The 22,197-nt window shown below is 57.9% G+C and carries 19 protein-coding genes; 7 read left to right on the top strand and 12 right to left on the bottom strand.

What is annotated here, in order from left to right; translation table 11 throughout:
• Positions 1-143 precede the first annotated feature (143 nt).
• Together ACRZ96_RS00475 and ACRZ96_RS00470 are read left to right on the top strand one after the other, a co-directional pair.
• Positions 144-1,367, top strand: coding sequence for an efflux RND transporter periplasmic adaptor subunit (locus ACRZ96_RS00475; RefSeq protein ID WP_170403249.1), 1,224 nt, complete (start codon positions 144-146; stop codon positions 1,365-1,367).
• Positions 1,364-5,179, top strand: coding sequence for an efflux RND transporter permease subunit (locus ACRZ96_RS00470; protein ID WP_480814133.1), 3,816 nt, complete (start codon positions 1,364-1,366; stop codon positions 5,177-5,179). The genes ACRZ96_RS00475 and ACRZ96_RS00470 overlap by 4 nt, the downstream gene beginning before the upstream one ends.
• A gap of 46 nt (positions 5,180-5,225) precedes the next feature.
• Here ACRZ96_RS00470 and ACRZ96_RS00465 read toward each other — a convergent pair whose 3' ends face one another.
• From ACRZ96_RS00465 to ACRZ96_RS00455, 3 genes are all read right to left on the bottom strand, one after another.
• The gene (locus tag ACRZ96_RS00465; RefSeq protein ID WP_480705189.1) at positions 5,226-5,549 is read right to left on the bottom strand and encodes a hypothetical protein; all 324 of its coding nucleotides are present in this window, start codon (positions 5,547-5,549) and stop codon (positions 5,226-5,228) included.
• Positions 5,550-5,685: 136 nt separating this feature from the next.
• A complete protein-coding gene (locus ACRZ96_RS00460) occupies positions 5,686-7,497 on the bottom strand; it encodes an ABCB family ABC transporter ATP-binding protein/permease (protein WP_170565844.1) in 1,812 nt (603 codons plus the stop codon).
• Positions 7,498-7,555: 58 nt separating this feature from the next.
• The gene (locus ACRZ96_RS00455; RefSeq protein ID WP_480814132.1) at positions 7,556-8,896 is read right to left on the bottom strand and encodes a LysM peptidoglycan-binding domain-containing protein; all 1,341 of its coding nucleotides are present in this window, start codon (positions 8,894-8,896) and stop codon (positions 7,556-7,558) included.
• A 126-nt stretch (positions 8,897-9,022) separates the two neighbouring features.
• On the opposite strand from ACRZ96_RS00455, the gene ACRZ96_RS00450 reads away from it, so the two are divergent.
• Positions 9,023-9,574 (top strand): LOG family protein, encoded by a 552-nt coding sequence (locus tag ACRZ96_RS00450; RefSeq protein ID WP_480705195.1) that lies wholly within the window; start codon positions 9,023-9,025, stop codon positions 9,572-9,574.
• Between the two features lie 47 nt (positions 9,575-9,621).
• On the opposite strand, the gene ACRZ96_RS00445 is transcribed toward ACRZ96_RS00450, so the two are convergent.
• Positions 9,622-10,074 carry a baeRF12 domain-containing protein gene (locus ACRZ96_RS00445; protein WP_170396355.1) on the bottom strand — a complete coding sequence of 151 codons (453 nt, stop codon included), beginning with the start codon at positions 10,072-10,074 and terminating at the stop codon, positions 9,622-9,624.
• A gap of 284 nt (positions 10,075-10,358) precedes the next feature.
• Entirely contained in the window at positions 10,359-10,958 is a 600-nt protein-coding gene (locus ACRZ96_RS00440) for a superoxide dismutase (protein WP_480814131.1), read from the bottom strand.
• A gap of 101 nt (positions 10,959-11,059) precedes the next feature.
• Here ACRZ96_RS00440 and ACRZ96_RS00435 point away from each other — a divergent pair, with 101 nt between their 5' ends.
• Entirely contained in the window at positions 11,060-11,827 is a 768-nt protein-coding gene (locus ACRZ96_RS00435; RefSeq protein ID WP_480814130.1) for an FkbM family methyltransferase, read from the top strand.
• 109 nt (positions 11,828-11,936) lie between these two features.
• Here the strand turns inward: ACRZ96_RS00435 and ACRZ96_RS00430 are convergent, their stop codons facing one another.
• The 4 genes from ACRZ96_RS00430 to ACRZ96_RS00415 form a co-directional block, all read right to left on the bottom strand.
• On the bottom strand, positions 11,937-12,503 hold the full coding sequence (locus ACRZ96_RS00430) for a sarcosine oxidase subunit gamma family protein (RefSeq protein WP_170422292.1): 567 nt from the start codon (positions 12,501-12,503) through the stop codon (positions 11,937-11,939).
• Positions 12,496-15,510 carry a sarcosine oxidase subunit alpha family protein gene (locus ACRZ96_RS00425; protein WP_480814129.1) on the bottom strand — a complete coding sequence of 1,005 codons (3,015 nt, stop codon included), beginning with the start codon at positions 15,508-15,510 and terminating at the stop codon, positions 12,496-12,498. The genes ACRZ96_RS00430 and ACRZ96_RS00425 overlap by 8 nt, the downstream gene beginning before the upstream one ends.
• A gap of 43 nt (positions 15,511-15,553) precedes the next feature.
• A complete protein-coding gene (locus ACRZ96_RS00420; RefSeq protein WP_170396347.1) occupies positions 15,554-15,883 on the bottom strand; it encodes a sarcosine oxidase subunit delta in 330 nt (109 codons plus the stop codon).
• A gap of 88 nt (positions 15,884-15,971) precedes the next feature.
• On the bottom strand, positions 15,972-17,216 hold the full coding sequence (locus tag ACRZ96_RS00415; RefSeq protein WP_170512850.1) for a sarcosine oxidase subunit beta family protein: 1,245 nt from the start codon (positions 17,214-17,216) through the stop codon (positions 15,972-15,974).
• Positions 17,217-17,394: 178 nt separating this feature from the next.
• On the opposite strand from ACRZ96_RS00415, the gene ccmI reads away from it, so the two are divergent.
• The 3 genes from ccmI to ACRZ96_RS00400 are packed head-to-tail and all read left to right on the top strand — an operon-like array spanning position 17,395 to position 19,327.
• On the top strand, positions 17,395-18,615 hold the full coding sequence (ccmI, locus tag ACRZ96_RS00410; protein ID WP_170512848.1) for a c-type cytochrome biogenesis protein CcmI: 1,221 nt from the start codon (positions 17,395-17,397) through the stop codon (positions 18,613-18,615).
• On the top strand, positions 18,612-19,076 hold the full coding sequence (ruvX, locus tag ACRZ96_RS00405) for a Holliday junction resolvase RuvX (protein WP_170403288.1): 465 nt from the start codon (positions 18,612-18,614) through the stop codon (positions 19,074-19,076). The genes ccmI and ruvX overlap by 4 nt, the downstream gene beginning before the upstream one ends.
• 17 nt (positions 19,077-19,093) lie before the next feature.
• Complete coding sequence (locus ACRZ96_RS00400) at positions 19,094-19,327, top strand: DUF1289 domain-containing protein (RefSeq protein ID WP_170396339.1); 234 nt, start codon at positions 19,094-19,096, stop codon at positions 19,325-19,327.
• Between the two features lie 491 nt (positions 19,328-19,818).
• Here ACRZ96_RS00400 and ACRZ96_RS00395 read toward each other — a convergent pair whose 3' ends face one another.
• Genes ACRZ96_RS00395 through ACRZ96_RS00385 form a run of 3 tightly spaced genes read right to left on the bottom strand, consistent with a single transcriptional unit; the run spans position 19,819 to position 22,187 of the window.
• Positions 19,819-20,547 (bottom strand): SpoIIAA family protein, encoded by a 729-nt coding sequence (locus tag ACRZ96_RS00395; RefSeq protein WP_170466341.1) that lies wholly within the window; start codon positions 20,545-20,547, stop codon positions 19,819-19,821.
• 36 nt (positions 20,548-20,583) lie between these two features.
• Positions 20,584-21,369, bottom strand: a complete 786-nt coding sequence (locus tag ACRZ96_RS00390; protein WP_170612435.1) for a hypothetical protein — start codon at positions 21,367-21,369, stop codon at positions 20,584-20,586.
• Positions 21,363-22,187, bottom strand: a complete 825-nt coding sequence (locus ACRZ96_RS00385) for a sulfite exporter TauE/SafE family protein (RefSeq protein WP_480814128.1) — start codon at positions 22,185-22,187, stop codon at positions 21,363-21,365. Before ACRZ96_RS00385 ends, ACRZ96_RS00390 begins: the two co-directional genes overlap by 7 nt.
• Positions 22,188-22,197: the final 10 nt, after the last annotated feature.

The raw sequence follows: 22,197 nt of genomic DNA, 5'->3' as shown, positions 1-22,197 counted from the left end.
ACATTTGCCACCATGTGGGTGACCCTTGCGTAAAAAACTAAACCGAACTATTCAGTTCAGTATGGAAAAGACATGGCCACAGCCCCATTTTAAGGGATAGCGGCTAAAGCCGACCGCGCGAACAGATCTGGAGATTCTACCGCATGCGATTGATTTCATTCGTTAACGCCATTTTGGTTATTGTTGCGTTGTATTTTCTTGTTTTCGAGCGCGACGCGCTGTTTGCGTTTGCAGGTCGCGGAGACGAGCCATCCGAGACCGCGACCGAGGCCTCGGAATCGGTGCAATCACCGGACTCGATCGGCGTTGTCGTGCTGCGCTCGACTGCGCGCGAGATCGGCAGCGCCGTTCAATTACGGGGTCAGACCAAGGCAAACCGCCAGGTCGAGGTCCTTGCCGAAACCATTTCGACAGTCCTGTCCGAGCCCAAGCGCAAAGGAGCTTTTGTCGAAGCAGGAGATCTGCTGTGCGAGCTTGACCCCGGAACCCGGCCCGCGAGCCTGGCCGAAGCCATGGCAGCCAAGCTTGAGGCCGAAAGCCGCGTTCCCGAGGCCGAAGCGCGCCTGGAAGAAGCTCACGCCCGTTTGGCTGAAGCCGAAATCAATCTGAAAGCAGCCCGCAAGCTGTCGGAAACCGGGTTTGGATCAGAAACGCGCCGTATCTCAAGCGAAGCCGAAATGAGCACTGCCGAGGCCGGAATCAAATCCGCCGAGGCCGGTCTGGAAGCTACGCAAGCCGGGATTGAAGCCGCCACCGCAGCAGTAGCAGCCGCCCAGCGCGAGATTGATCGCCTGACCATCAGCGCACCGTTCAAGGGTCTGCTTGAAAGTGATACTGCGGAATTGGGCAGCCTGATGCAGCCCGGCTCGCTCTGCGCAACCGTCATCCAGCTCGACCCGATCAAGCTGGTGGGTTTTGTGCCTGAATCAGAAGTGAATCGGATCATTGTCGGATCGATGGCAACTGCGCAGTTGGTTACGGGTCTGCAGGTCGAGGGGCGCGTGACCTTCCTCAGCCGTTCGGCCGATGAAACCACGCGGACATTCGAGGTCGAGATCACAGTGCCAAACCCGGAACTGCTGATCCGTGACGGCCAAACCGCCAACATTCAGATCGCGGCCGAAGGGGTCAAGGCACATCTGCTGCCCCAATCCGCACTGACCTTGAACAATGAAGGTGAGCTTGGTGTTCGCACCGTGGTAGCCGACAATGTCGTTGATTTTGTTCCGATCCGCCTTCTGCGTGACACCGCTGATGGTGTATGGGTTGGTGGCCTGCCGGAAACAGCTGATATCATCGTGATCGGGCAGGAATTCGTCACACGTGGTGTGACGGTCGCGCCGACATACAGGGAAGTATCGCAATGACGGGTATCGTCAGTTGGGCCGCAAGCCGTGCCAGAATGGTGCTGGCTTTCATCGCGATTTCGCTGGTTATCGGCGGGTATGCTTATGTCGGGCTCCCAAAAGAGGGTGAACCCGACATCGATATCCCGATGCTCTTCGTGTCGGTGCAGTTTCCAGGGATTTCAGCCGAGGACAGCGAAAGCCTGCTGATCAGGCCGATGGAAACCGAGATGGCCGATCTCGACGGGTTGGACACGATGACGGCCACCGCCGCCGAGGGCTACGCAGGTATTCTGCTGGAGTTCGAGTTCGGTTGGGACAAATCCGCCACCATCGCGGATGTTCGCGATGCCATGAACACCGCGCAAGCTGATTTCCCTGATGGGGCTGAGCAATACACGATTACCGAGGTCAACTTCTCTGAGTTTCCCATCGTCATCGTTAACCTGACCGGCCCGGTACCAGAGCGTACAATGGCGCGCGTTGCCAAAGATCTGCAGGACGAACTTGAGGCGTTGGACGCAGTGCTGGAAGCTGGCATTGCCGGAAACCGCGATGAAATGCTTGAGGTCGTGATCGACCCGCTGCGGCTTGAGGCCTACAACGTCACGGCCGCCGAACTGATCAACGTTGTGCAAAACAACAACCAACTGATCGCTGCAGGTGAGGTCAAGACCGAACAGGGCACGTTCTCGGTCAAGATCCCGTCGTCATTTAAGACTGCTCAGGACGTCTATGGCCTGCCCGTAAAGGTCAACGGAGACCGCGTAGTCACCTTAGGCGAACTGGCCGAAATCAACTATACGTTTGAAGACCGCGCGGGCACGGCCCGGTTCAACGGCGAACCCACCGTCGCGCTGCAGGTGGTCAAGCGCAAAGGCTTCAATCTGATCGACACCGTTGCGCTGATCAAAGCCACTGTCGCCGAAGAACAGATCAAGTGGCCAGCCGAGCTGCAGGCCGCTGTTGATGTGGGCACCTCGAACGACCAAAGCCGCATCGTCGATTCAATGGTGCGCCAGCTTGAAGGATCGGTTCTGACCGCCGTCGCGCTCGTGATGATCGTGGTGCTGGCTTCGTTGGGAACACGCGCCGCGTTGTTGGTGGGTTTTGCCATTCCAACCTCGTTTCTGTTGTGCTTCGCCTTCCTCGCGATGATCGGGGTCACCATCTCGAATATGGTGATGTTTGGCCTGATCCTTGCCGTGGGCATGCTGGTCGATGGCGCCATCGTTGTTGTGGAATATGCCGACAAGCGCATTAAAGAAGGCGTTGGTCCGATGCACGCCTATGTCGAGGCGGCGCAACGGATGTTCTGGCCGATTGTTTCATCGACGGCCACTACACTGTGTGCATTTCTTCCGATGTTGTTCTGGCCCGGTATCCCCGGCGAGTTCATGAAGATGCTGCCCATCACGCTGATCTTCGTTCTGTCGGCCTCGCTGATTGTGGCACTGATCTACCTGCCGGTCGTGGGCGGTGTCTCGGGCCGTATGAGCCGCAGTTTCGAGCGCAGCTCGAACTGGCTGCGAGCCCGCACGCCTTGGTGGCTGCGAGTGCTTCTGGTACCGCCTTCACTATATATGATCTTCCTCGGCGCGATGCAGGTTTTGAACCCCAACTATCTGCTGCCCGGCGGTTCAATTGCTGGCGTGCTGCTGTTTCTGTTCGGCGCCTTTGCTGGGTCGGTCACGCTGAGTGCTGCCAAGATCGAACGCGCCCCGGATGAACATGTTCATACCGCTAAAGAGCACACGCCCTTCGGTTATGTGATCAAGTTCTTGGTCGGCAATCCGGTCATGCCGGTGGTGTCCATCGCAGTCGTCTTTGCGGCGGTGTTCTGGGTCGCATTCATCATATTCCCGCAAAACTCTCGCGGTGTTGAATTCTTCGTGGAAAGCGAACCGGAACAGGCCACGGCCTATGTCCGGGCACGCGGCAACCTGTCTCTGGCTGAAAAGGACGAAATGGTTCTTGAGGCCGAGCGCGTGATCAGCGAACACCCGGCGGTGATCAACGTATTTGCCTTTGCGGGCGAAGGCGGGCTCAATCAGAACAATGGCGGTGCAGAAGCCCCCGCCGACACAATTGGTCGCGTCCAGTTCGAGCTCATTCCTTGGGAAGATCGCCCAATCAGCTCTGAACAGATTACCGGTTGGTTCTGGGGACCGATTGCAGGTCTACTTGGCTTTGCAAAGGAAGAAGTCGCGGCGGAATATGACGGCAATTTTGTTCTGGACGAACTAACCGCAGAGCTGGCAACCCTTCCTGGCTTTATCGTTGATCTTCAGGCGCTGGAACAAGGTCCCGCTTCCGCCAAGCCCGTTCATCTGCGCATAAAAGGCGATAGCTGGGAGGATCTGACGGCCGCGACCGTCACAGCACGAGAAGCCTTTGACACCACACCCGGCTTGATCAAGATCGAGGACACCCTGCCCCTGCCCGGCATCGACTGGCAGATCGACGTGGACGTGGCCAAGGCGGGTCGATTCGGCGCGGACGTCGCAACCGTTGGCGCGATGGTACAGCTTGTGACGCGTGGCATCTTGCTGGGTGAAATGCGACCGGATTCAACCGATGAAGAGGTAGAAATCCGCGTCCGCCTACCTGATCAGGATCGCGTCCTGTCAACGCTGGATACGCTGAAAGTTCGCACACCGGACGGGTTGGTCCCCCTGTCGAACTTCGTCACCCGCAAACCCGTGGCTAAGCTCGCCGAGATCAATCGCGCGGATCAACAGCGCTACTATGACGTTAAAGCGGATGTCGAGCCTGGGCTGAGCAAGATCGTGACCACCGGTCCTGACGGTGCAGAGCTGCGTTTGGCAACCGTGCGCGCGATTGGTGAAGGTGCCACACCAACTGGCAGCACGATTACCAGCGCGGACGGGGCAGAGTTCGAACTCGTTCAACTAACGGGTGCCGAGAACGTGGGTGAAGTGCGGTCCGCCATCGAAAGCGGTGACGCTCGGTTTGCCCTGATCAATCCGAACGAACGAATTGCCGTGCTGACCGAGTGGCTGGAAACCGATCCTTTTGGTCGCACCATCACTTGGGAATGGACCGGCGATCAGGAGGATCAGGCTGAAAGCCAGGCGTTCCTGTCCAGCGCATTCCTGGCAGCACTGGGTCTGATGTTTGTGATCCTGCTGGCGCAGTTCAACTCGTTCTACAATTCGGTGCTGGTGCTGCTGGCCGTGGTTCTGTCTACGACCGGCGTGTTGCTGGGCATGATGGTAATGCAACAACCGTTCTCAATCATCATGACCGGGACCGGGATCGTGGCGTTGGCCGGTATCGTGGTGAACAACAACATTGTTCTGATCGACACCTATCAGGAATATAGCGGCTACATGTCTCGCATTGATGCAATTGTCCGCACGGCTGAGGCGCGCATCCGTCCGGTTCTGCTGACTACGCTGACAACAATGGCGGGTCTGACCCCGATGATGTTCGGCCTGTCGCTGGATTTCATCGGCGGAGGGTATTCGATCGACAGCCCCACGGCACTGTGGTGGAAACAGCTGGCCACGGCGGTGGTCTTTGGCTTGGGTACCGCCACGGTGTTGACGCTGATCGTCACGCCTTCATTCCTGGCGCTACGGGTGTGGGTCACAACTTACGCGGTATGGCTGGGTAAGGCGCTGGCACGCGCCACGGCGGGCCGATCCAGCCAAATCGCGCAGGACATGGCAATCGGCCAAAGCGCGAGAGATGTGCAAGCAGCCGAAATGATCTGGACCGATGAACAGGACAAAGCTGCCCCTGATCAGAGCGCTCAGGACGACCGCCCTGATCATCCTCCAACAACACCGTTGAAGGCGGCGGAATAAAAAAAGGCGAGCCTTCGGGCTCGCCTTTTCGTTTCTGGCATGGCCGTTACTCGACGAACGCGTATTCGCCCAGATCGCACAGGTTCAGACCATAATCTTCAATCGATTCTCCGTCGCTGAAAATACCACGGATGTCATAGACACAGGTGGTCAGCCCGTCCGCAATAAGGACGTCTACTTCGTAATCCGCGCCCAGATAACCACTCTCAAGCAGGTTGCCTTCCCAGCTACCGGACGAGGCCGGAGACACGTTGAACTCAACCAGGTCATAGCTGGTTTCGTTGATAATCAAGAATTCCAGATCCTCGGCTGCCGCCGAAGTGGCCATCAACAGTGTTGCAGTCAACGCTGCTGCTGCTCGCATTTTCATGAAGTTTTTCCTTGTCTGTGTTTCGGTCTGCAAAGTGTCGCGGTGGCGGGTCCGCGTCAAACGGAAACCGTACCACAGCAGCCGATTTTCTTTTCAAACCGATCCGCACAAACATTGGCAGTCAAGGCTGTCGGGCCTAGGCCGCTTCGCTGTCGGCCTGTTGACGGTTCCATAGCTGGGCATATCGCCCTTCGCGGCTGAGCAGCTCATCATGCGTGCCCTGCTCGATGATCTCACCACGTTCCAGAACGACGATCCGATCGGCCTCTGCAATGGTGCTAAGGCGGTGTGCAATGGTGATCACCGTCCGCCCCTCACCCGCCCGGGCCAAAGCATCTTTGATGTCTTGCTCGGTATCCGTGTCCAAAGCCGAGGTCGCCTCGTCCAGCAACAGGATCGGCGGGTTCTTCAGCAAGGTTCGCGCGATACCGACACGTTGTTTCTCACCACCCGACAGCTTCAAGCCCCGTTCACCGACCTTGGTATCGTATCCTTCTGGAAGGCTGACGATGAAATCATGAATCTGCGCGGATTTAGCGGCGGTCTCTACATCCTGCTGGGTCGCGCCTTCGCGTCCATAAGCGATATTGTATCGAATCGTGTCATTGAACAGGACCGTATCCTGCGGAACGACACCGATCGAGGCATGCAGGCTTGACTGGCTAACATCGCGCACATCCTGCCCGTCGATTTTCAGCGACCCGCCGGTGACATCGTAAAACCGAAACAGCAGCCGTCCGATTGTGGATTTCCCAGACCCGGTGGCGCCGACAATCGCAACGGTCTGACCGGCTGGTACGGCCAAGGAAACGCCCTTGAGGATTTCGCGATCAGGCTCGTATCCAAAGCGGACATCTTCAAGCGTGACCTCCCCACCATTTACCTTCAGGTTCGGGGCGCAGGGTTTGTCCATCACTTCTGCTGGCTGTTCCAACAGATCAAACATCTGCCCCATATCCACAAGTGATTGACGAATTTCGCGGTACACCGTGCCAAGAAAATTCAGCGGTACGGTTATCTGGATCATGTAAGCATTAACCATCACGAAATCGCCGACGGTCAGCGCCCCCTTCTGCACGCCCATTGCAGCCAGAACCATCACGCCAATCAGGCCACATGTGATCAGGAACGACTGACCAAAATTCAGGAATGCCAGCGAATAGGCCGTCTTCAGCGCGGCCTTCGCGTAACCTTTCATCGAAACATCATACCGTTCGGCTTCGCGGGTTTCGGCATTGAAATACTTGACTGTTTCGAAGTTCAGCAGGCTGTCGATGGCGCGCTGGTTGGCCTCGGTATCCTGATCGTTCATCTCGCGCCGCAGCTTCACGCGCCACTCGGTCACCGCAAAGGTGAACCATATGTAAAGCGCAATCGTCACCGCAACGACGACCAGATACCAGACGTCGAATAACCATAGCAGGATGATCGACACCAGAAGCAATTCCAGGATCAGCGGCCCGATTGAAAACAGCAGAAACCGCAACAGAAACTCTACGCCTTTCACGCCCCGCTCGATTATCCGGCTGAGACCACCCGTGCGCCGGGTCACGTGATAGCGCATCGAGAGCTGGTGAATGTGCTGGAACGTCTCAAGCGCCAGCGCTCGCAGCGCGCGTTGCCCAACCGGTGCAAAGAACGCATCCCGCAATTGCTGAAAGCCAACAGTCATCATGCGGGCCACACCATAGGCAACGGTCAATCCGATCGCACCCAACGCAAGCGGCGGCACACCTTCGCCCGCCAAACCATCCACGGCACCTTTGTACAAGATTGGAGTATACACAGCGATGAGCTTGGCCAGCACCAGCATCGCCATCGCCAAAATGACACGCCGTTTCACCCATGGCTCGTCCTCGGGCCAAAGGTAGGGCGAAACCTTGCGGATGGTTCGCCAGCCCGAACGATGCTCGTCCGTATCGGTTTTGATCGCGGATGGTTGTCTCATCACGTACCTTAACTGCGGTCAGAGAATTGCCCTGGCCCAGTTGGGCCAGTGGTCATGTTTATTCAGGAATGGTGAAAATCTGCCCTGGATAGATCAGGTCAGGATCACGGATCGAATCTTTGTTAGCCTCGAAAAGTTTGACATACAGCACACCGTCACCAAACCGGTCGCGCGAGATCGCCCAAAGCGTATCACCCTTTTGAACCGTGACCGAGCGGATCGCCGGAGCGTCGGTTGAGGCCTCACCCGGATTGGTGGTTTCGGTCGCGCGCAGGACCTCGACGGGTTCGCGTTTGAACGGCGTCTCAAGCCTGCTGACCACAGTGCCATCTGGGGCAACCTCATCCACCCTCAGAGTGTAAACTCCGGGGTCAATGCCCTCGACCTCGCCGCGCCATTGCCCGTCAGTCGCTGGTGCAATGTCGGCCACAAGCTGGTTGTCCAGATACAAGCGTACGGCCGATCCATCCTGTGCCCGCCCGGTCAATTCCACATCACCCGCGTCCGAATAGCCAATCGTGTCCAGGGCAATCTGCTCTGGCGGCGTATCCTGAACAGTGGGTGCTTGCAAAAGTTCAACCCCTTCTTCGCCCGAGCGCAGGATCGCAACCTGCTGGTCAGGCGCGTCGCCTGATTCCGGCTGAGTTTCAGTCGCGGGCGCGGTCTCATTCACAGGTGGCGTTGCGGCACCTGCAACTTCTGGTTCATTCTCTTCGGTTTCAGCTTGGTTGGCTGCTTGCTGATCGGTTGTTTCCGTATCCGTCGTCTGTGCCTCGGCAACCTCTTCGACCGGCTCATCGGCAGCGGGCTCTGACACGGTCGGCAGGACCGGTTCAGGCAGCGCCGCGATCAGATAATCATCTGAACGGCTGGTGTCTTCGCCTTTCCGGGTCTCAAGAACAAGCCCGCGAGCGTCGTCTGCAAACGGGATCGATACAAATTCGGCGAACTGGCCGCTGTCATCGACGGTAAAGCTGTGAACGGTCTCACCGTCCAGCAGAACACTGACCTCGGACCCCGGTTCGGCATTGCCGGACAGTACCGCGTTTCCATCGGACTCAACGAATATCTGATCCAGAACCGGCGCGGCCACAACCGGAACATCCGCTTCTTCGCTATCCGGAGTTTGATCGGAAATCTCGGGCGGTGTGTCTTCAGCAACAGATTCGCCGGCTTCCGCCGCCTGGCTTTCGGGCTGCGCCTCCGCTGGCTGGGTTTCCGGCTCGGCGACCTCCGCAATCGGCTCGGATGTTTCGGTCGCTTCCTGCTCAGCCTGCTGTTCCGGCCCGCCGAACAGACCGGACAGGTACAACCCGCCCGCAACGAGCACCACAACGATCCCGGCAACCAGCCCCCATATGAAGGTACCAGAACCTCCGCTTCCCGATTTGGCGTTCATTCTTTTCCTTTCACTCCGCCCAGGAAATGCTCAGTTTGGCGCGCATTTCATGGAGCGGTTGAGCCAACCTATCAATCCCGCTATCAGGGGTCAAAACCCCTAACACAAGAGCAGAAAGCCCTACCTATGTCCCAGAAATCCGTCTGTGTGTATTGCGGGTCACGCAATGGTATGAATCCTGCCTACTCCGCCGCTGCCCACAGCTTTGGAACTTTGTTGGCCAACGAAGGCTGGCGGCTGGTCTACGGGGCCGGAGATGTGGGTCTTATGGGCGAGGTCGCGCGTGCAGCGCAATCGTCCGGCGGCGATACATTTGGGGTGATCCCGGTGCACTTGCTTCAGCGCGAGGTCGGCAAGACCGACCTTACCCGGTTCATCGTGACCGAGACGATGCACGAGCGTAAAAAAGTGATGATCATGAACGCGGATGCCGTAGTTGTCCTGCCCGGCGGCCCCGGATCATTGGACGAACTTTTCGAAGCACTGACATGGCGGCAACTGGGGCTTCATGACAAACCCATTCTGGTGATGAATGTTGACGGGTACTGGGACACGCTGCACACGCTGCTGGATCAACTGATCGGTCAGGGGTTTGCAGATGGTTCTCTGGCAGAATTCATCACCTGGGTCGACACACCGGATGCGACCATGTCCGCGCTTCGCAAATTACTGAACTAAAAAACTGGCAATCGGGCGGCGCAAGCCGCCCGATTGTCGGCATTCGTTTAGGCAGGTTTTGCCAATCGGGTCTTCAGTATCCGTTCGACCTTGTGCAAAGGGTGGTTTGTGAGTGTTTTGTCAACCTCGGCCACCACCTTTGCCAACACTTCACTGTGCAGCCGACGGCGCAACAGGCCCAGAACATGCGGACTGGCAACCAACACCAATCGTTTATAGGCCCCTTTCAGCCCCTTGCGATTCAGAAGGTTCGCCACATCCTGAACGAACAGAGATTTTGCGTGGGACTTCCATGTCTCCTCTTCAACTGCAGATTTCTGGTTCGGTCCCGTATCGGGTCGCCGCCCTGCCCTGTCACTTGGCTTTGTCGGTGCTGCGTCCTGTTCTTCGACCGACACGACGACCAAGTTGGGGTCCTGTGCGTCCGTGATATTCTCCATCACCAGCGCTTTTTCCCCATCGGCGATGATAACCCATGTTCCCTGTTCAAGTGCAGCCATTCGTGATCTCCTGTATCGCTTAGGTTGGCCTTCGCCTGTCCCTTAGACACACCTGTTTAACGATGCGGCGTTGGTGTTTCGCTCGCATTTTGATAGGTTTATGGTTGATTGGCGGTACTCTCCCTCCGCCTACTTTACGTAGGTGCTGAAAGGCCGTGCACAATAGGTGGGATAATGAAAGTTGACGTACCGGCAGGTTTTTACCGGCCACCCATCAATTCATAACAAAAAGCCCGCCAGCATCACTGCCAGCGGGCCATTCATTAAGTTCTACCAAGTGGAAATCACATCCGCGAGGCAACGTTTTCCCAGTTCACCAGGTTGTCGAGGAAGTTCGACAGGTAGGCCGGACGCTTGTTGCGGAAATCGATGTAATACGAGTGCTCCCACACATCACAACCAAGCAGTGCGGTTTGACCGAAGCACAGCGGGTTCACGCCGTTTTCAGTTTTCGTCACTGCCAACGAACCGTCGGCATTCTTGACCAGCCACGCCCAGCCGGAACCAAACTGACCGGCACCGGCAGCGCTGAACTGCGACTTGAATTCGTCAACCGAACCAAAGCTCTCGGTCAGAGCCTTCTCCAGCTCACCGGGCATCGCGTTGCCACCGGGGCCCATCATCTCCCAGAACTGGTTGTGGTTCCACAGCTGGCTGATGTTGTTGAAGATACCGTTCTGCGCGACAGCATTTGCGTCGTATGTGCCAGCGATGATCTCTTCCAGTGACTTGCCGTCCCACTCGGTGCCGGCGATCAGCTTGTTGCCGTTGTCGACATAGGCCTTGTGGTGCAGGTCATGGTGATATTCCAGCGTTTCCGCGGACATACCCTTGGCTGCCAGCGCGTCATGTGCATAAGGAAGATCAGGAAGTTCAAAAGCCATCTCGGCCCCCTGTTGAAAATGAATGTTGCGGTTCCAAAGGTTAAATGCTTTGACAGCCGCCGCAGGTCAAGGGCCGCAACACAAAAACCCGGAGGTCCGCGATGCTGACACAGGCGCACAAAATGTTCTATCGCGCCCGCGGATACTATGCGGGCAACTTGAACGGTGAACCCTTTCGCCTGGACCCCTACCACTCGAAATTCTGGCGCAAGGTATCAGCCGGGGAGTGGGAACCCGAGACATTTTCGGTGCTGGACCAATATCTGTCGCCCGAACAGGACTATCTTGATATCGGTGCATGGATCGGCCCCACGGTCCTCTATGCCGCGCGCCGCGCTCGCCATGTGTGGTGTTTTGAGCCTGACCCAGTGGCTTACCGCCATCTGGTCTGGAACCTAGAGCTGAACGACATCCGAAACGTATCAGCCTTCAGCATCGCCTTGTCAGATGGGTTTGGAGTGACACGAATGGCTTCAGCGCACGGAGAGGCAGGCGATTCAACGTCATCATTGCTCCACGAAGGAAGCCATGGCACCGACGCACTTACCATCGGTTGGGATCAATTTTCTGAATCCGTCGACCTGACTGATGTTTCTTTGGTCAAAATGGATATCGAAGGCGCTGAATTTTCGGTCCTGCCTTCTATGCTGCCTTGGTTAGAAAAAGATAACCCTGCGCTGTTTCTCTCAACGCACGCACCTTATCTGAGCGCAGACAACCGCAGCGCGGCCATGAAAAAACTATCAGAAGACCTGGCTTTCTATCGCCAATGCCACGACCCACACACACGCGAAACCGGCAAGTCAGCCCTCACGGGCCAGCGTGCACTCACTCAGTTCCCGACATTCCTGTTCAGCACGACCCCCTGAGACCCCAACCAGAGATCCGACCTTCATCTAAACAGAAATATCCTGGGAGTGAGGCCGCAGGCCGAGGGGGCAAAGCCCCCTCACCCGCATATCATCAAGCGATCAGGGCTTAATAAACCCCGACCTCGCTGCCGGGCTGCGCCGCAACCTTCAGCAATTTGAACGCATAGTCCGCCGCAGAGCGGAAGCAGACGATGCGGAAAGTCTCAGCGTCGTCCATCCAGAAGGCACCTGCCACCTGCGCCAAACGCGAACGGCGGATCTGGCCGGGTTGGAATGCCTCGGCCGACAGCTCAACCGGAGCCAGCTTGCCCAATACCTCGCGCGCGTTCGCGCCCGAAACGCGGAATACGGCCCGCGCGTCGGAGACGTTGACCGCCAGCGCGTGCGTACCGCTTAGCGCGTTGGTCATCGCGGCCAGTTTGGCCTCGACCTCGGCATAAGGCACAAGCACCAGCAATTCGTCGGTGGACATCCAGCAAACACCGGTGTCGCCATTCACAAACGCTTCACGCTGACCGGGCACTTTCTGCCCGGTGGCGTCTTTGACAGCCTTAGCCAGTACCTTATCCGACAGATCACCGCGCAGTGTGATCATGCCCTGCAGGCCACATTCCTCGATCTTGGCGATGCCATCATATGAGGCGTGGTTCAGTGCGCTGATGGGTTCAGACATTCTGCTTCTCCCCGTCCTTGTCATAGAAGATCGGGTCCACGATCTTGGCCTTGTAGGTTTTGCCGTCAGTGCCCGGGAACTCGACCACTTCGCCCATCCGGTCGGGGCCGTGTTTGATCAGACCCATGGCGATGCCTTTGCCCAGATTGGCCGAGTAGTATGTCGAGGTCACGCGCCCGATCATGTTGCGCTGACCGTTGGCATTGACGCCTTCGCCCACCGCATAGGCACCGTCCGGCAGAACCGAACCATCCACAGTCTCAAGACCGACCAGTTTCCAGCGGTCCGGATCAGCCATATGGGTCCGCGAATGGGCGCGTTTTCCAAGGTAGTCCTCTTTCTTTTTGGACAACGCCCAGTGCAGCCCCAAATCCTGTGGGATCACGGTGCCGTCGGTCTCATCGCCGATCATGATAAAGCCCTTCTCGGCACGCAGAATGTGCAGACATTCGGTGCCGTAAGGCATCACCCCGAACTCCTGCCCTGCCTCGATCAGAGCGTCCCAGAACGCCTGACCTTGGCTTGCAGGGACCGCGATCTCATAGGACAGCTCACCCGAGAACGAGATACGGTAGGCCCGCGCGTCGAATGCGCCGATCTTGCCATCGCGCCATTCCATGAAGGGCAGCGCCTCTTTCGACAGATCCATGCCGCCCAGCTTCTCAAGTACCTTGCGGGCGTTCGGACCTACCACGGCGACCTGCGCATATTGCTCGGTGACGTTCGCGACGTAGACTTTCCAGTCCCACCACTCGGTCTGCAGCCATTCTTCCATGTGGCCATGGATACGCTCGGCCCCGCCGGTGGTGGTGTGGCACAGCCACGTGTCCTCATCGATGCGGGCAACAACGCCGTCGTCGATCAGGAAGCCATTCTCGGAACACATCAGGCCATAGCGGCATTTGCCGACCTTCAGCGTGGACATCATGTTGGTGTACATCATGTCCAGGAACTTGCCTGCGTCGGGGCCTTTGACGATCAGCTTGCCGAGCGTCGAAGCGTCCAACAGCCCGAGGTTATCGCGGGTGTTTTTAACCTCGCGATTCACCGCATCATGCACGGATTCGCCGGGTCGGACATAGGCATAGGTTCGGCGCCAATGGCCGACCGGCTCCCAATCGGCTCCGTTTTTATCGTGCCAGTTGTGCATCGGCGTTTGACGGATCGGCTGGAACACCTCACCACGCGCTTCACCACCAATCGAAGCCATCGAGATTGGAGTATAAGGCGGGCGGAAGGTGGTGGTACCGACCTTCGGGATCTCTGAATCCAGCGCGTCAGCAAGGATCGCCAAACCATTGATATTACTCAACTTACCCTGATCCGTTGCCATGCCCAGCGTGGTGTAACGCTTGGTATGCTCGACACTTTCATAGCCCTCGCGCGCAGCCAGTTGCACGTCCGAGACCTTGACGTCGTTCTGGAAGTCCAGCCACGATTTCATGCGCAGATCAATCTCGGCATTAGAAGGCATCAGCCAGACAGCGGCCATTGGGGCCTCGGCCGTAGTCTCACCAACTGGCGCTTTGGTGCGCTTCGCGGCGAACCCGACCGCCTTCGCTGCCGCTTTGCCGGCAGTATCTGCATCCTTCAGGACATCTCCCAGGGCCAGCGGGCCGTTCGAAGCCCCTGCCGCCAGAACAAAACCTGCACCGTCGGCCCCCAGCGGAGGACGCGAAGGATCGGGGCGGAAATGCGCGTTCGCCTCGTCCCAGATCAGCTTGCCGCCGCAATGCGACCACATATGCACGACCGGAGACCAGCCACCTGACATGGCAATCGCATCGCATTCGACCTCTTCCCGGGCGCCTCCGATACCCTCTTGATTGCAGATCGCAACTTTCTTGACCCGCTTGCCGCCTTTGACCTTTGCGATCGCCTTGCCCGGATCGACGCGGATACCCAGCTGACGCGCCTCTTCGGCCAGAGGTCCGGCGGTGTCGCGCGCATCAACCACGCGCAGGACATCGACACCGGCCTGCTTCAAGGTAATTGCAGTCCGGTAGGCGTCATCATTGTTGGTGGCGACAATCACACGCTCACCCGGCGTCACACCCCAGTTGACCACATAGTCGCGCATGGCCGAGGCCAGCATGACACCAGGCACATCATTGCCTGCGAACGACAACGGACGCTCAATCGCACCGGTCGCGGTCACGACCTGTTTCGCACGAATGCGCCACAGGCGGTGACGCGGGCCCTGAACACCCGGCTTGTGGTCTGTCAGGCGCTCATAACCCAGCACATAACCGTGGTCATAGACACCAGCGCCCATGCAGCGATTGCGCATGGTGACGTTGTCCATTGTTTCGAGTTCGGAAACCAATTGTTCCACGAACTTATCCACAGGCTCACCATTGATGGTACCGCCATCAACCGGAGCGCGACCGCCCCAATGTGCGGTTTGTTCAATCAACATTACCTTGGCACCGGACTGGGCTGCCGTTTTGGCGGCCTGCAGACCTGCAACGCCACCGCCAATCACCAAGACATCGGTGAAGGCGTAAAAGTGCTCGTATGTGTCCGCGTCACGGTTGTCCTTGTCGGGCGCTTTGCCCAAACCCGCCGACTGGCGAATAAACGGCTCGTAAACATGTTTCCAGAACGGTTTCGGATGGATGAACATCTTGTAATAGAAACCGGCGGGCAGAAACCGAGACAGATGCGTGTTGATCGCACCGATGTCGAACTCGAGGTTCGGCCAGTGGTTCTGTGATGCGGATGTCAGACCATTGAACAGCTCTGTCGTGGTGGCGCGCTGGTTCGGCTCGAACCAGTTGCCCTCACCCAGACCGACCAGAGCGTTTGGCTCTTCCGCGCCACTCGCGACCACGCCGCGCGGGCGGTGATACTTGAACGACCTGCCCATCATCATCTGATCATTTGCCAGCAAGGCAGACGCGAGCGTATCGCCCTCGTAGCCCTGCATCGAGGTGCCGTTGAAGGTGAAGTTGACCTTTTTCGACCGATCTATCAAACGGCCATGTTTTGCGAGACGGGTGCTCATGATGCGGACCTTTCGCAGGCGGTATTTTGGATGGCTGTACAGATCATTTGTACTCTCTCCACGTCCAGCCGGGACGCTTGGCGGTGATGGCGTCCTTGATCTCTTGGGGCGGCTCGGTTGTCTGCGCCGGATAGGTGCCAAAGACCTCAAGCGTGTTCGTACAGCGCGCGGCGTGGAACCACTTGCCGCACCCATTGGCATGGCGCCAGCGTTCAAAATGAACGCCCTTGGGGTTTTCGCGCATGAACAGGTAGTCGTGGAACTCATCATCTGACGAGCCCGGGCCATAACGCTTCAAATGCGCCTCGCCACCTGCAGCCAGTTCAGTTTCTTCGGCTTCGACGCCGCAATAGGGGCATTTCAAGATCAGCATGTGATCATCCTCTTGGCAGCAGGCGAGACGTATCTGCCTGCAAATTCTGCGTGACGGGCGTGCGAGATTTTTCGACGAAAAATCTTCATCAGTGCGCCACCCCGGCCGCGACGCTTTCGTCGATGAAGCGGCCTTCTTTGAAACGATCCAGCGAGAAGGCTTCGGTCAGTGGTGAATGCCCCGTGGCCATCAGCTGTGCCATGCCCCAGCCCGATCCCGGAATGGCCTTGAAGCCGCCGGTGCCCCAGCCTGCGTTGATAAAGCAGCCATTAAGCGGTGTTTTCGACAGGATGGGTGAACGGTCGCCGGTCATATCCACAATACCGCCCCACTGGCGCAGCATTTTCAGGCGCGAGATCATCGGGAAAGTTTCGACCAATGCGCGTACCGTTTCCTCGATATGATGGAAGCTGCCGCGCTGGGTATAGTTGTTGAACCCGTCCGTGCCACCACCAATCACCATCTCGCCCTTGTCGGACTGAGACATGTAGCCGTGTACGGTGTTCGCCATCACAACGACATCCATGCAGGGTTTGATCGGCTCGGATACCAGCGCCTGCAGCGCGACGGCTTCCAGTGGCAATCGGAAACCCGACATCTCAGCCAACTGGCCGGAATGCCCCGCAACCACGATCCCCAGCTTGTCACAATCGATTGCCCCTTTTGTGGTATCGACCCCGACAACACGACCGTTTTCGGACCGGACGCCGGTGACTTCGCATTTCTGGATGATGTCCATACCCATGGCCGAGCACGCGCGGGCATAGCCCCATGCCACCGCATCATGGCGCGCGGTCCCACCACGTTCCTGCCAAAGCCCGCCCAGAACCGGATAGCGCGGACCTTCCAGATTAATGATCGGCACCAGTTCTTTCACACGCTCGGGCCCAATCCATTCGGTCTGAACACCCTGCAGCGCATTCGCATGCGCAGTACGCTGATAGCCGCGAATCTCGTGCTGGGTCTGCGCCAGCATGATTACGCCACGCGGGCTGAACATGATGTTATAGTTCAGCTCCTGGCTCAGATCTTCGTAGAGACCGCGCGCCTTTTCGTAAATCGCCGCTGACGGATCCTGCAGATAGTTCGATCGGATGATGGTCGTGTTCCGACCGGTGTTGCCACCGCCCAACCAGCCTTTTTCTATTACGGCAACGTTCTGGATGCCGTAGTTCTTGCCAAGATAGTAGGCTGTTGCCAGGCCGTGACCGCCGGCCCCGACGATAATGACGTCATAGCGCTTCTTAGGCTCCGGCGAACGCCATGCGCGCTCCCATCCGGTGTGATAGCGCAGCGCTTCGCGCGCTACAGCAAAGGCTGAGTAGTGTTTCATGTGCGAATCCGTCCGGTCTTCGATGATTGGGCGCAGGTATGCCGTGCCCGTACATTTTAACCCTGCCGCGCAACGCCGCAATAATGCACTATTGCGACATGAGCGCCCTTCGCGGCTATTTGTCCCTTTTTTCCATGCGCCGACAGGTCTAAGTCAGGGCAACCATTTTGGAGGGACCATGCCGTTCTGGGTTCTCATCTTCTTGATCGCGCTGCTGATCGCGATTTTTCTGGGTTACACGATGCTTCGCGGTCGTCGCGGCACCGGCCCGACAGCTGCTTATGATCTGCGAGTCTATCGTGAACAGCTAGCAGGCGTTGACAAAGACTTGGCGCGCGGCGTGATCGCGAAAGCTGATGCCGAGCGTGTACGCACGGAAATCTCGCGCCGTATCCTGGCCGCAGACGCGCAGATGCGCAATGAAGACAAAGGCACCGGGCCATCACGCTTGGTTACCATAATTGCGTTCCTCGCCATGGCCGCCGTTCTGGTTGGTGGCGGGTTGGCGATGTATCGCCAGTTGGGTGCTGCCGGTTTCCCTGACATGCCCCTTTCAGTTCGTCTGGAAATGGCAGAAGACCTGCGCGAAAATCGACCCAGCCAGGCTGAGGCCGAGGGCATTGCCACACCGGTCCAGACGCCTCCGCTGGACGAAAGCTATGCAACTTTGCTGAACCGGCTGCGCGAAACTGTGGCCGAACGCCCCGATGATCTGCAAGGCCATACCCTGCTGGCACAGCATGAAACCAACGCTGGGAACTTCAAAGCAGGGTATGAGGCACAAACCCGTGTGATCGAACTGTCGGGTGACAACGCGTCGGCTCAGGCCTATTCGGATCAGGCAGAGATGATGATTTTGGCCGCTGGCGGCTACGTCTCACCGGAAGCGGAAGCCGCCTTGCGACAGGCGCTTGAGCGCAATCAGCGCTTGGGTCCTGCCCGGTATTATTGGGGGCAGATGCTGGCACAGACCGGGCGGCCTGATATGGCTTATCGCGTTTGGGTCGAAACTCTGAATGACGCCCCCGCCGGCGCGCCATGGGCGAATGCCATCCGGTCACAGATCGATGAATTGGCATTCCGCGCAGGCGTGTTTAACACACCCGACTTTTCTGCTGCATCCGGCCCCAGCCAGGACGATGTAAATGCTGCCGCCGAGATGTCGCCAGAGGAACGACAAGAAATGATCCGCGGCATGGTCGATGGCCTTTCGGACCGCCTTGCGACCGAGGGCGGGACACCCGAGGAGTGGGCTCGCCTGATTGCCGCCTTGGGCGTGCTGGGCGAAGGCCAACGCGCCATCAAAATCAGGAACGAAGCCAAGGAAGTATTTGCGGGTAACGCCGAAGCGTTGGAGATGATCGACGCTGCCGCGCTGCAGGCCGGAATCGCTCAATGATCCACGACGCGTTCGAAGACTTCGCAGCATCCCTGCCCCCAATGTCAGCCCTGATGGGGCTGGATCTGGGAGAAAAGACCATCGGCGTTTCCGTCTCGGACCGGATGCGCGGCGTGGCCACCCCGCTTGAGACGGTACGACGCAAGAAATTCACACTGGATTCCGCGCGTTTGATCGAGATTGTGACCGAGCGTGAGATCGGCGGCATTATCCTCGGACTGCCGCGCAACATGGATGGCAGCGAAGGGCCGCGCTGCCAGTCAACCCGCGCCTTCGCACGAAACATGACCCGTTTGACCGATCTGCCCATCGGTTTCTGGGACGAACGACTAAGCACCGTTGCGGCAGAAAAAGCACTGCTTGAGGCGGATACGACACGAAAACGTCGCGGACAGGTTATTGATCACGTCGCAGCAGGCTATATTCTGCAAGGCGCGCTGGACAGACTGCGCTTTCTTTGACGGATCGGAAAACGCCCATGACGAATATGGTTTGGAAACGGGACGAGGTCGAAAGCCCTTGCATCCAAATCTGCGTCGTTCACCCGACCGAACGTATCTGCACCGGCTGCTACCGCACCATTGACGAGATCACGCGCTGGTCAAAGATGGACAGCACCGAACGGGCCGAAATCATGCAGGATCTGCCGGAACGCAAACCCCGTCTGGCAAAGCGCCGTGGTGGCCGTGCCGCCCGGCTGCAAGGGTCCTGATCCGCAAGCCTAGTATTTTGGTCTCCGCGTAGGCTTAAGATCACTCAGAGATTCGTGATCCCGCAATTCAGAACCGAACAGTTTAACCAGCTCGTTCTGGGTTGTCGTCTTGGCAGGTCGCGGGCGCAACTCAACTTCCAACTCGTGGCTTTCAACCTGTTCGGGAGTGTCCTTCGAAAGAATGCGTTTTAGTACTGAGCGAAAAATCATTGCTCTTCCAATATGTAATAAACGACGCGCCACTGCGGGACCGTTCCGAACACCGAGGGGGGAAGAGTCCGGAAGCTGTGTTTGAGTGAGTGGTGGCCCACAGCGACGCGAAACAGCTTGTTGCCTCTCCCTCTAAATCCGGGACAGGTAAGGACTTTTTAAGTTATTTGACCAACCAGTCAATAATAGCGCTAACTTAAAGTTGCATTCCGTAACGTCAACGCAAAAAAGAACAATGCCTATGATTACAAGGCATTGTTTCTGAACCGTTTTTAGAGCATTTAGCCAGTCGCAAGCCAGGTTATTGCATTCTCGTATTCCTCCGCCGGGAAATACTGGGTCCGCGTTCCCAGAACATGGCTGGCCATGCGTTGCGCCATTTTTTGCCATGTCTTGTCACCGACAATCGCTGCACGATCCAGCATCCCAATATGACCAGCCGCCAGTCTGAAATGGGCTGCCATTGCAGTCAGACCCTGCCAACCATCGAACTCGCGCAGATCGATCAACAGGCGAAACCCGTCACGTTCGCGCAACAGCGCATCAAGATCGGTTTGAGCCTGACCGTATTCCTGTGAATCCAGTTTGCCCATCAGGCGGATCTGCACGCAAGGTCCGCCCAGATCCGTCACGTGGATCGCCCCGAGAGATTCGCGCATCCAGCGACGCGCTTCCTCCACCTCATCCATTCCAAAAACGTGCACCGGGCAAGGCAGGATCGGGGCAGCCAGGCGGACGCTTGTTTGCACCCATCCCTGGTCCGCCACAACGCCAATCCGGTCGAATCCGCGCCAATGGCTGAGCCCCAACTTGGTATCGGACCATGCGGCACCCAGATCATATCCCTTGAACTCGGACCCAACGATCGCCAGCAGACGTATGGCGTCGTGCTCTTCCAATGCGGCCTCAATAGCGGGAACAAGCGTGCTCGCGTAATCTGCGCTAGTGACCTCGCCCGAAAGCTCGACCTCAATAAGGGCACCATCTGCATTCGTGTGAACCGTAATCATCGAACCAACTCTCCAAAGCCAAACAATGGCAGGAGGTTACGGGGATTCGAGCCATTGCGCTACACCACCAGGCAACTGAGGGCGGAAATAGGCGATCATCCGTCCATCCGGTCCAGCGCTGGCATTCGGACCCCATGGTGCAACACCATGCAGACAGTGGCGGTGCAACAGATAGGCTTCGCCCGGGCGCGCCGGTAGCTCGAGGCGCGGACAGGTCTCGAACACTTCGCGACGCGCAGCCTGATAGACATCTGTGATATCGGCCTCGCTCAATTCATGCCGCGGCACCTTCTTCATCGCGGCCCGAAAAGCATCGCCGAGGATTTTGTGGCTTCCCTCCCACAGCACCATTGGTGCTGCGTCCACACTGGCCTCGGTAAGTGGGATACCCAATATCCAGGCATGAGGTTCATCCACCCGCCGTCGTCGATCAGGGCCAGCTGGCTTGAGCCCGTCCACATGCGCCGCATCTCGCCGCGCACGATACCGCGCCGCAGCCTCGCTTTCGCCACGCCGGGGTTGAGGGTAGCCCGGATATATTACCGACACCTGCCCTTTGTGCAGATCAATCGATCCAAACTGCTGGTGTGCCAGTTCGATGGCCGCGCCCGCCAGTGCAGGCGAACCCGCGACCCTGCCCTGCGCATCATTGTCCAGTGCATCAACGCCAATGAACCACGTGCCATCGCAATCGTGCCAAGCTGCATGAGCCGGATCGCTGACGGACGCACGCGCAGTGGGAAGAGCGTGCGCCACCCAATCCGCCAACGCTCCATCATAAGGAAACTTTACCCAACCTAGCTCGTAAAACGACGCTACCACCCCAACGCCTTTCTCAGCATATTCAGAGCAACCAGGGTAAGGAATACCGCGAAGACCCGCCTGAGCGGCTTCGGATCCATCGCATGCGCCAGCTTAACGCCCCACGGGGCGGTGATCATAGTCATCGCAACGACGATACCGAAAGCCACCAGATTGACCGCGCCAATGGTCAGCGGCGGGCGATGCTCCGGAGCGATGTTGAGAAATAAAAAACCCAGCACCGACGGTACAGCGATGATCACGCCAAAGCCCGCTGCGGTCGCAACCGCCCGGTGGATCGGAGTGTTATAAAGGCTCATCAATGGAACGCCGAAACTGCCCCCGCCAATTCCCATCAGTACCGACAGAAACCCGACCGAAGGGGAAAGCGCGGTGCGGCGCAATCCTTTGGGCATCGCATCCCCCAACCGCCACTCGGATTTACCCAATCCAAGATAGATGCCGATAACCATGCCAAGCATGCCGAACAGCGCCTGCAAAAACTCTGTCCTCAGAGCTGAAGCCACCAGAACACCGATCACCGCACCCACCGCTATGCCTGGCCCCCAGCCGCGCAGGATGCCCCAATCCACCGCGCCTTTCTTGTTATGGCTAAGAACCGATCGGATCGACGTTACAATGATCGTCGCCAGCGAAGTTGCGAGGCATAGCTGCATCAGCTGAGGCCCGCCATATCCAAGTGTCTGAAACGCATAGAAAAACGCGGGCACCAGAACGATTCCACCGCCAACGCCCAAAAGTCCAGCCAATACCCCGGCCAAAGCGCCGATCACAAGCAAAAGGCCCAGCATCTGGGCCAGCAACATCGTCTCGGGCATCATTCCCCCA

The sequence above is a fragment of the Ruegeria sp. CF1 genome (genome assembly GCF_056537445.1).
Note: the sequence above shows the minus strand (reverse complement) of the source record. Positions and strands in the feature narration are given on the sequence as shown.

Excerpts from the sequence above, each read along its gene's own strand:
- ACRZ96_RS00385 (WP_480814128.1), bottom strand. The coding sequence starts at position 22,187 with ATGCCCGAGACGATGTTGCTGGCCCAGATGCTGGGCCTTTTGCTTGTG.
- ACRZ96_RS00460 (WP_170565844.1), bottom strand. The coding sequence starts at position 7,497 with ATGAGACAACCATCCGCGATCAAAACCGATACGGACGAGCATCGTTCG.
- ACRZ96_RS00430 (WP_170422292.1), bottom strand. The coding sequence starts at position 12,503 with ATGTCTGAACCCATCAGCGCACTGAACCACGCCTCATATGATGGCATC.
- ACRZ96_RS00425 (WP_480814129.1), bottom strand. The coding sequence starts at position 15,510 with ATGAGCACCCGTCTCGCAAAACATGGCCGTTTGATAGATCGGTCGAAA.
- ACRZ96_RS00400 (WP_170396339.1), top strand. The coding sequence starts at position 19,094 with ATGACGAATATGGTTTGGAAACGGGACGAGGTCGAAAGCCCTTGCATC.
- ACRZ96_RS00470 (WP_480814133.1), top strand. The coding sequence starts at position 1,364 with ATGACGGGTATCGTCAGTTGGGCCGCAAGCCGTGCCAGAATGGTGCTG.
- ACRZ96_RS00435 (WP_480814130.1), top strand. The coding sequence starts at position 11,060 with ATGCTGACACAGGCGCACAAAATGTTCTATCGCGCCCGCGGATACTAT.
- ACRZ96_RS00475 (WP_170403249.1), top strand. The coding sequence starts at position 144 with ATGCGATTGATTTCATTCGTTAACGCCATTTTGGTTATTGTTGCGTTG.
- ACRZ96_RS00465 (WP_480705189.1), bottom strand. The coding sequence starts at position 5,549 with ATGAAAATGCGAGCAGCAGCAGCGTTGACTGCAACACTGTTGATGGCC.
- ACRZ96_RS00445 (WP_170396355.1), bottom strand. The coding sequence starts at position 10,074 with ATGGCTGCACTTGAACAGGGAACATGGGTTATCATCGCCGATGGGGAA.
- ACRZ96_RS00455 (WP_480814132.1), bottom strand. The coding sequence starts at position 8,896 with ATGAACGCCAAATCGGGAAGCGGAGGTTCTGGTACCTTCATATGGGGG.
- ACRZ96_RS00415 (WP_170512850.1), bottom strand. The coding sequence starts at position 17,216 with ATGAAACACTACTCAGCCTTTGCTGTAGCGCGCGAAGCGCTGCGCTAT.
- ACRZ96_RS00440 (WP_480814131.1), bottom strand. The coding sequence starts at position 10,958 with ATGGCTTTTGAACTTCCTGATCTTCCTTATGCACATGACGCGCTGGCA.
- ccmI (WP_170512848.1), top strand. The coding sequence starts at position 17,395 with ATGCCGTTCTGGGTTCTCATCTTCTTGATCGCGCTGCTGATCGCGATT.
- ACRZ96_RS00450 (WP_480705195.1), top strand. The coding sequence starts at position 9,023 with ATGTCCCAGAAATCCGTCTGTGTGTATTGCGGGTCACGCAATGGTATG.
- ruvX (WP_170403288.1), top strand. The coding sequence starts at position 18,612 with ATGATCCACGACGCGTTCGAAGACTTCGCAGCATCCCTGCCCCCAATG.
- ACRZ96_RS00395 (WP_170466341.1), bottom strand. The coding sequence starts at position 20,547 with ATGATTACGGTTCACACGAATGCAGATGGTGCCCTTATTGAGGTCGAG.
- ACRZ96_RS00420 (WP_170396347.1), bottom strand. The coding sequence starts at position 15,883 with ATGCTGATCTTGAAATGCCCCTATTGCGGCGTCGAAGCCGAAGAAACT.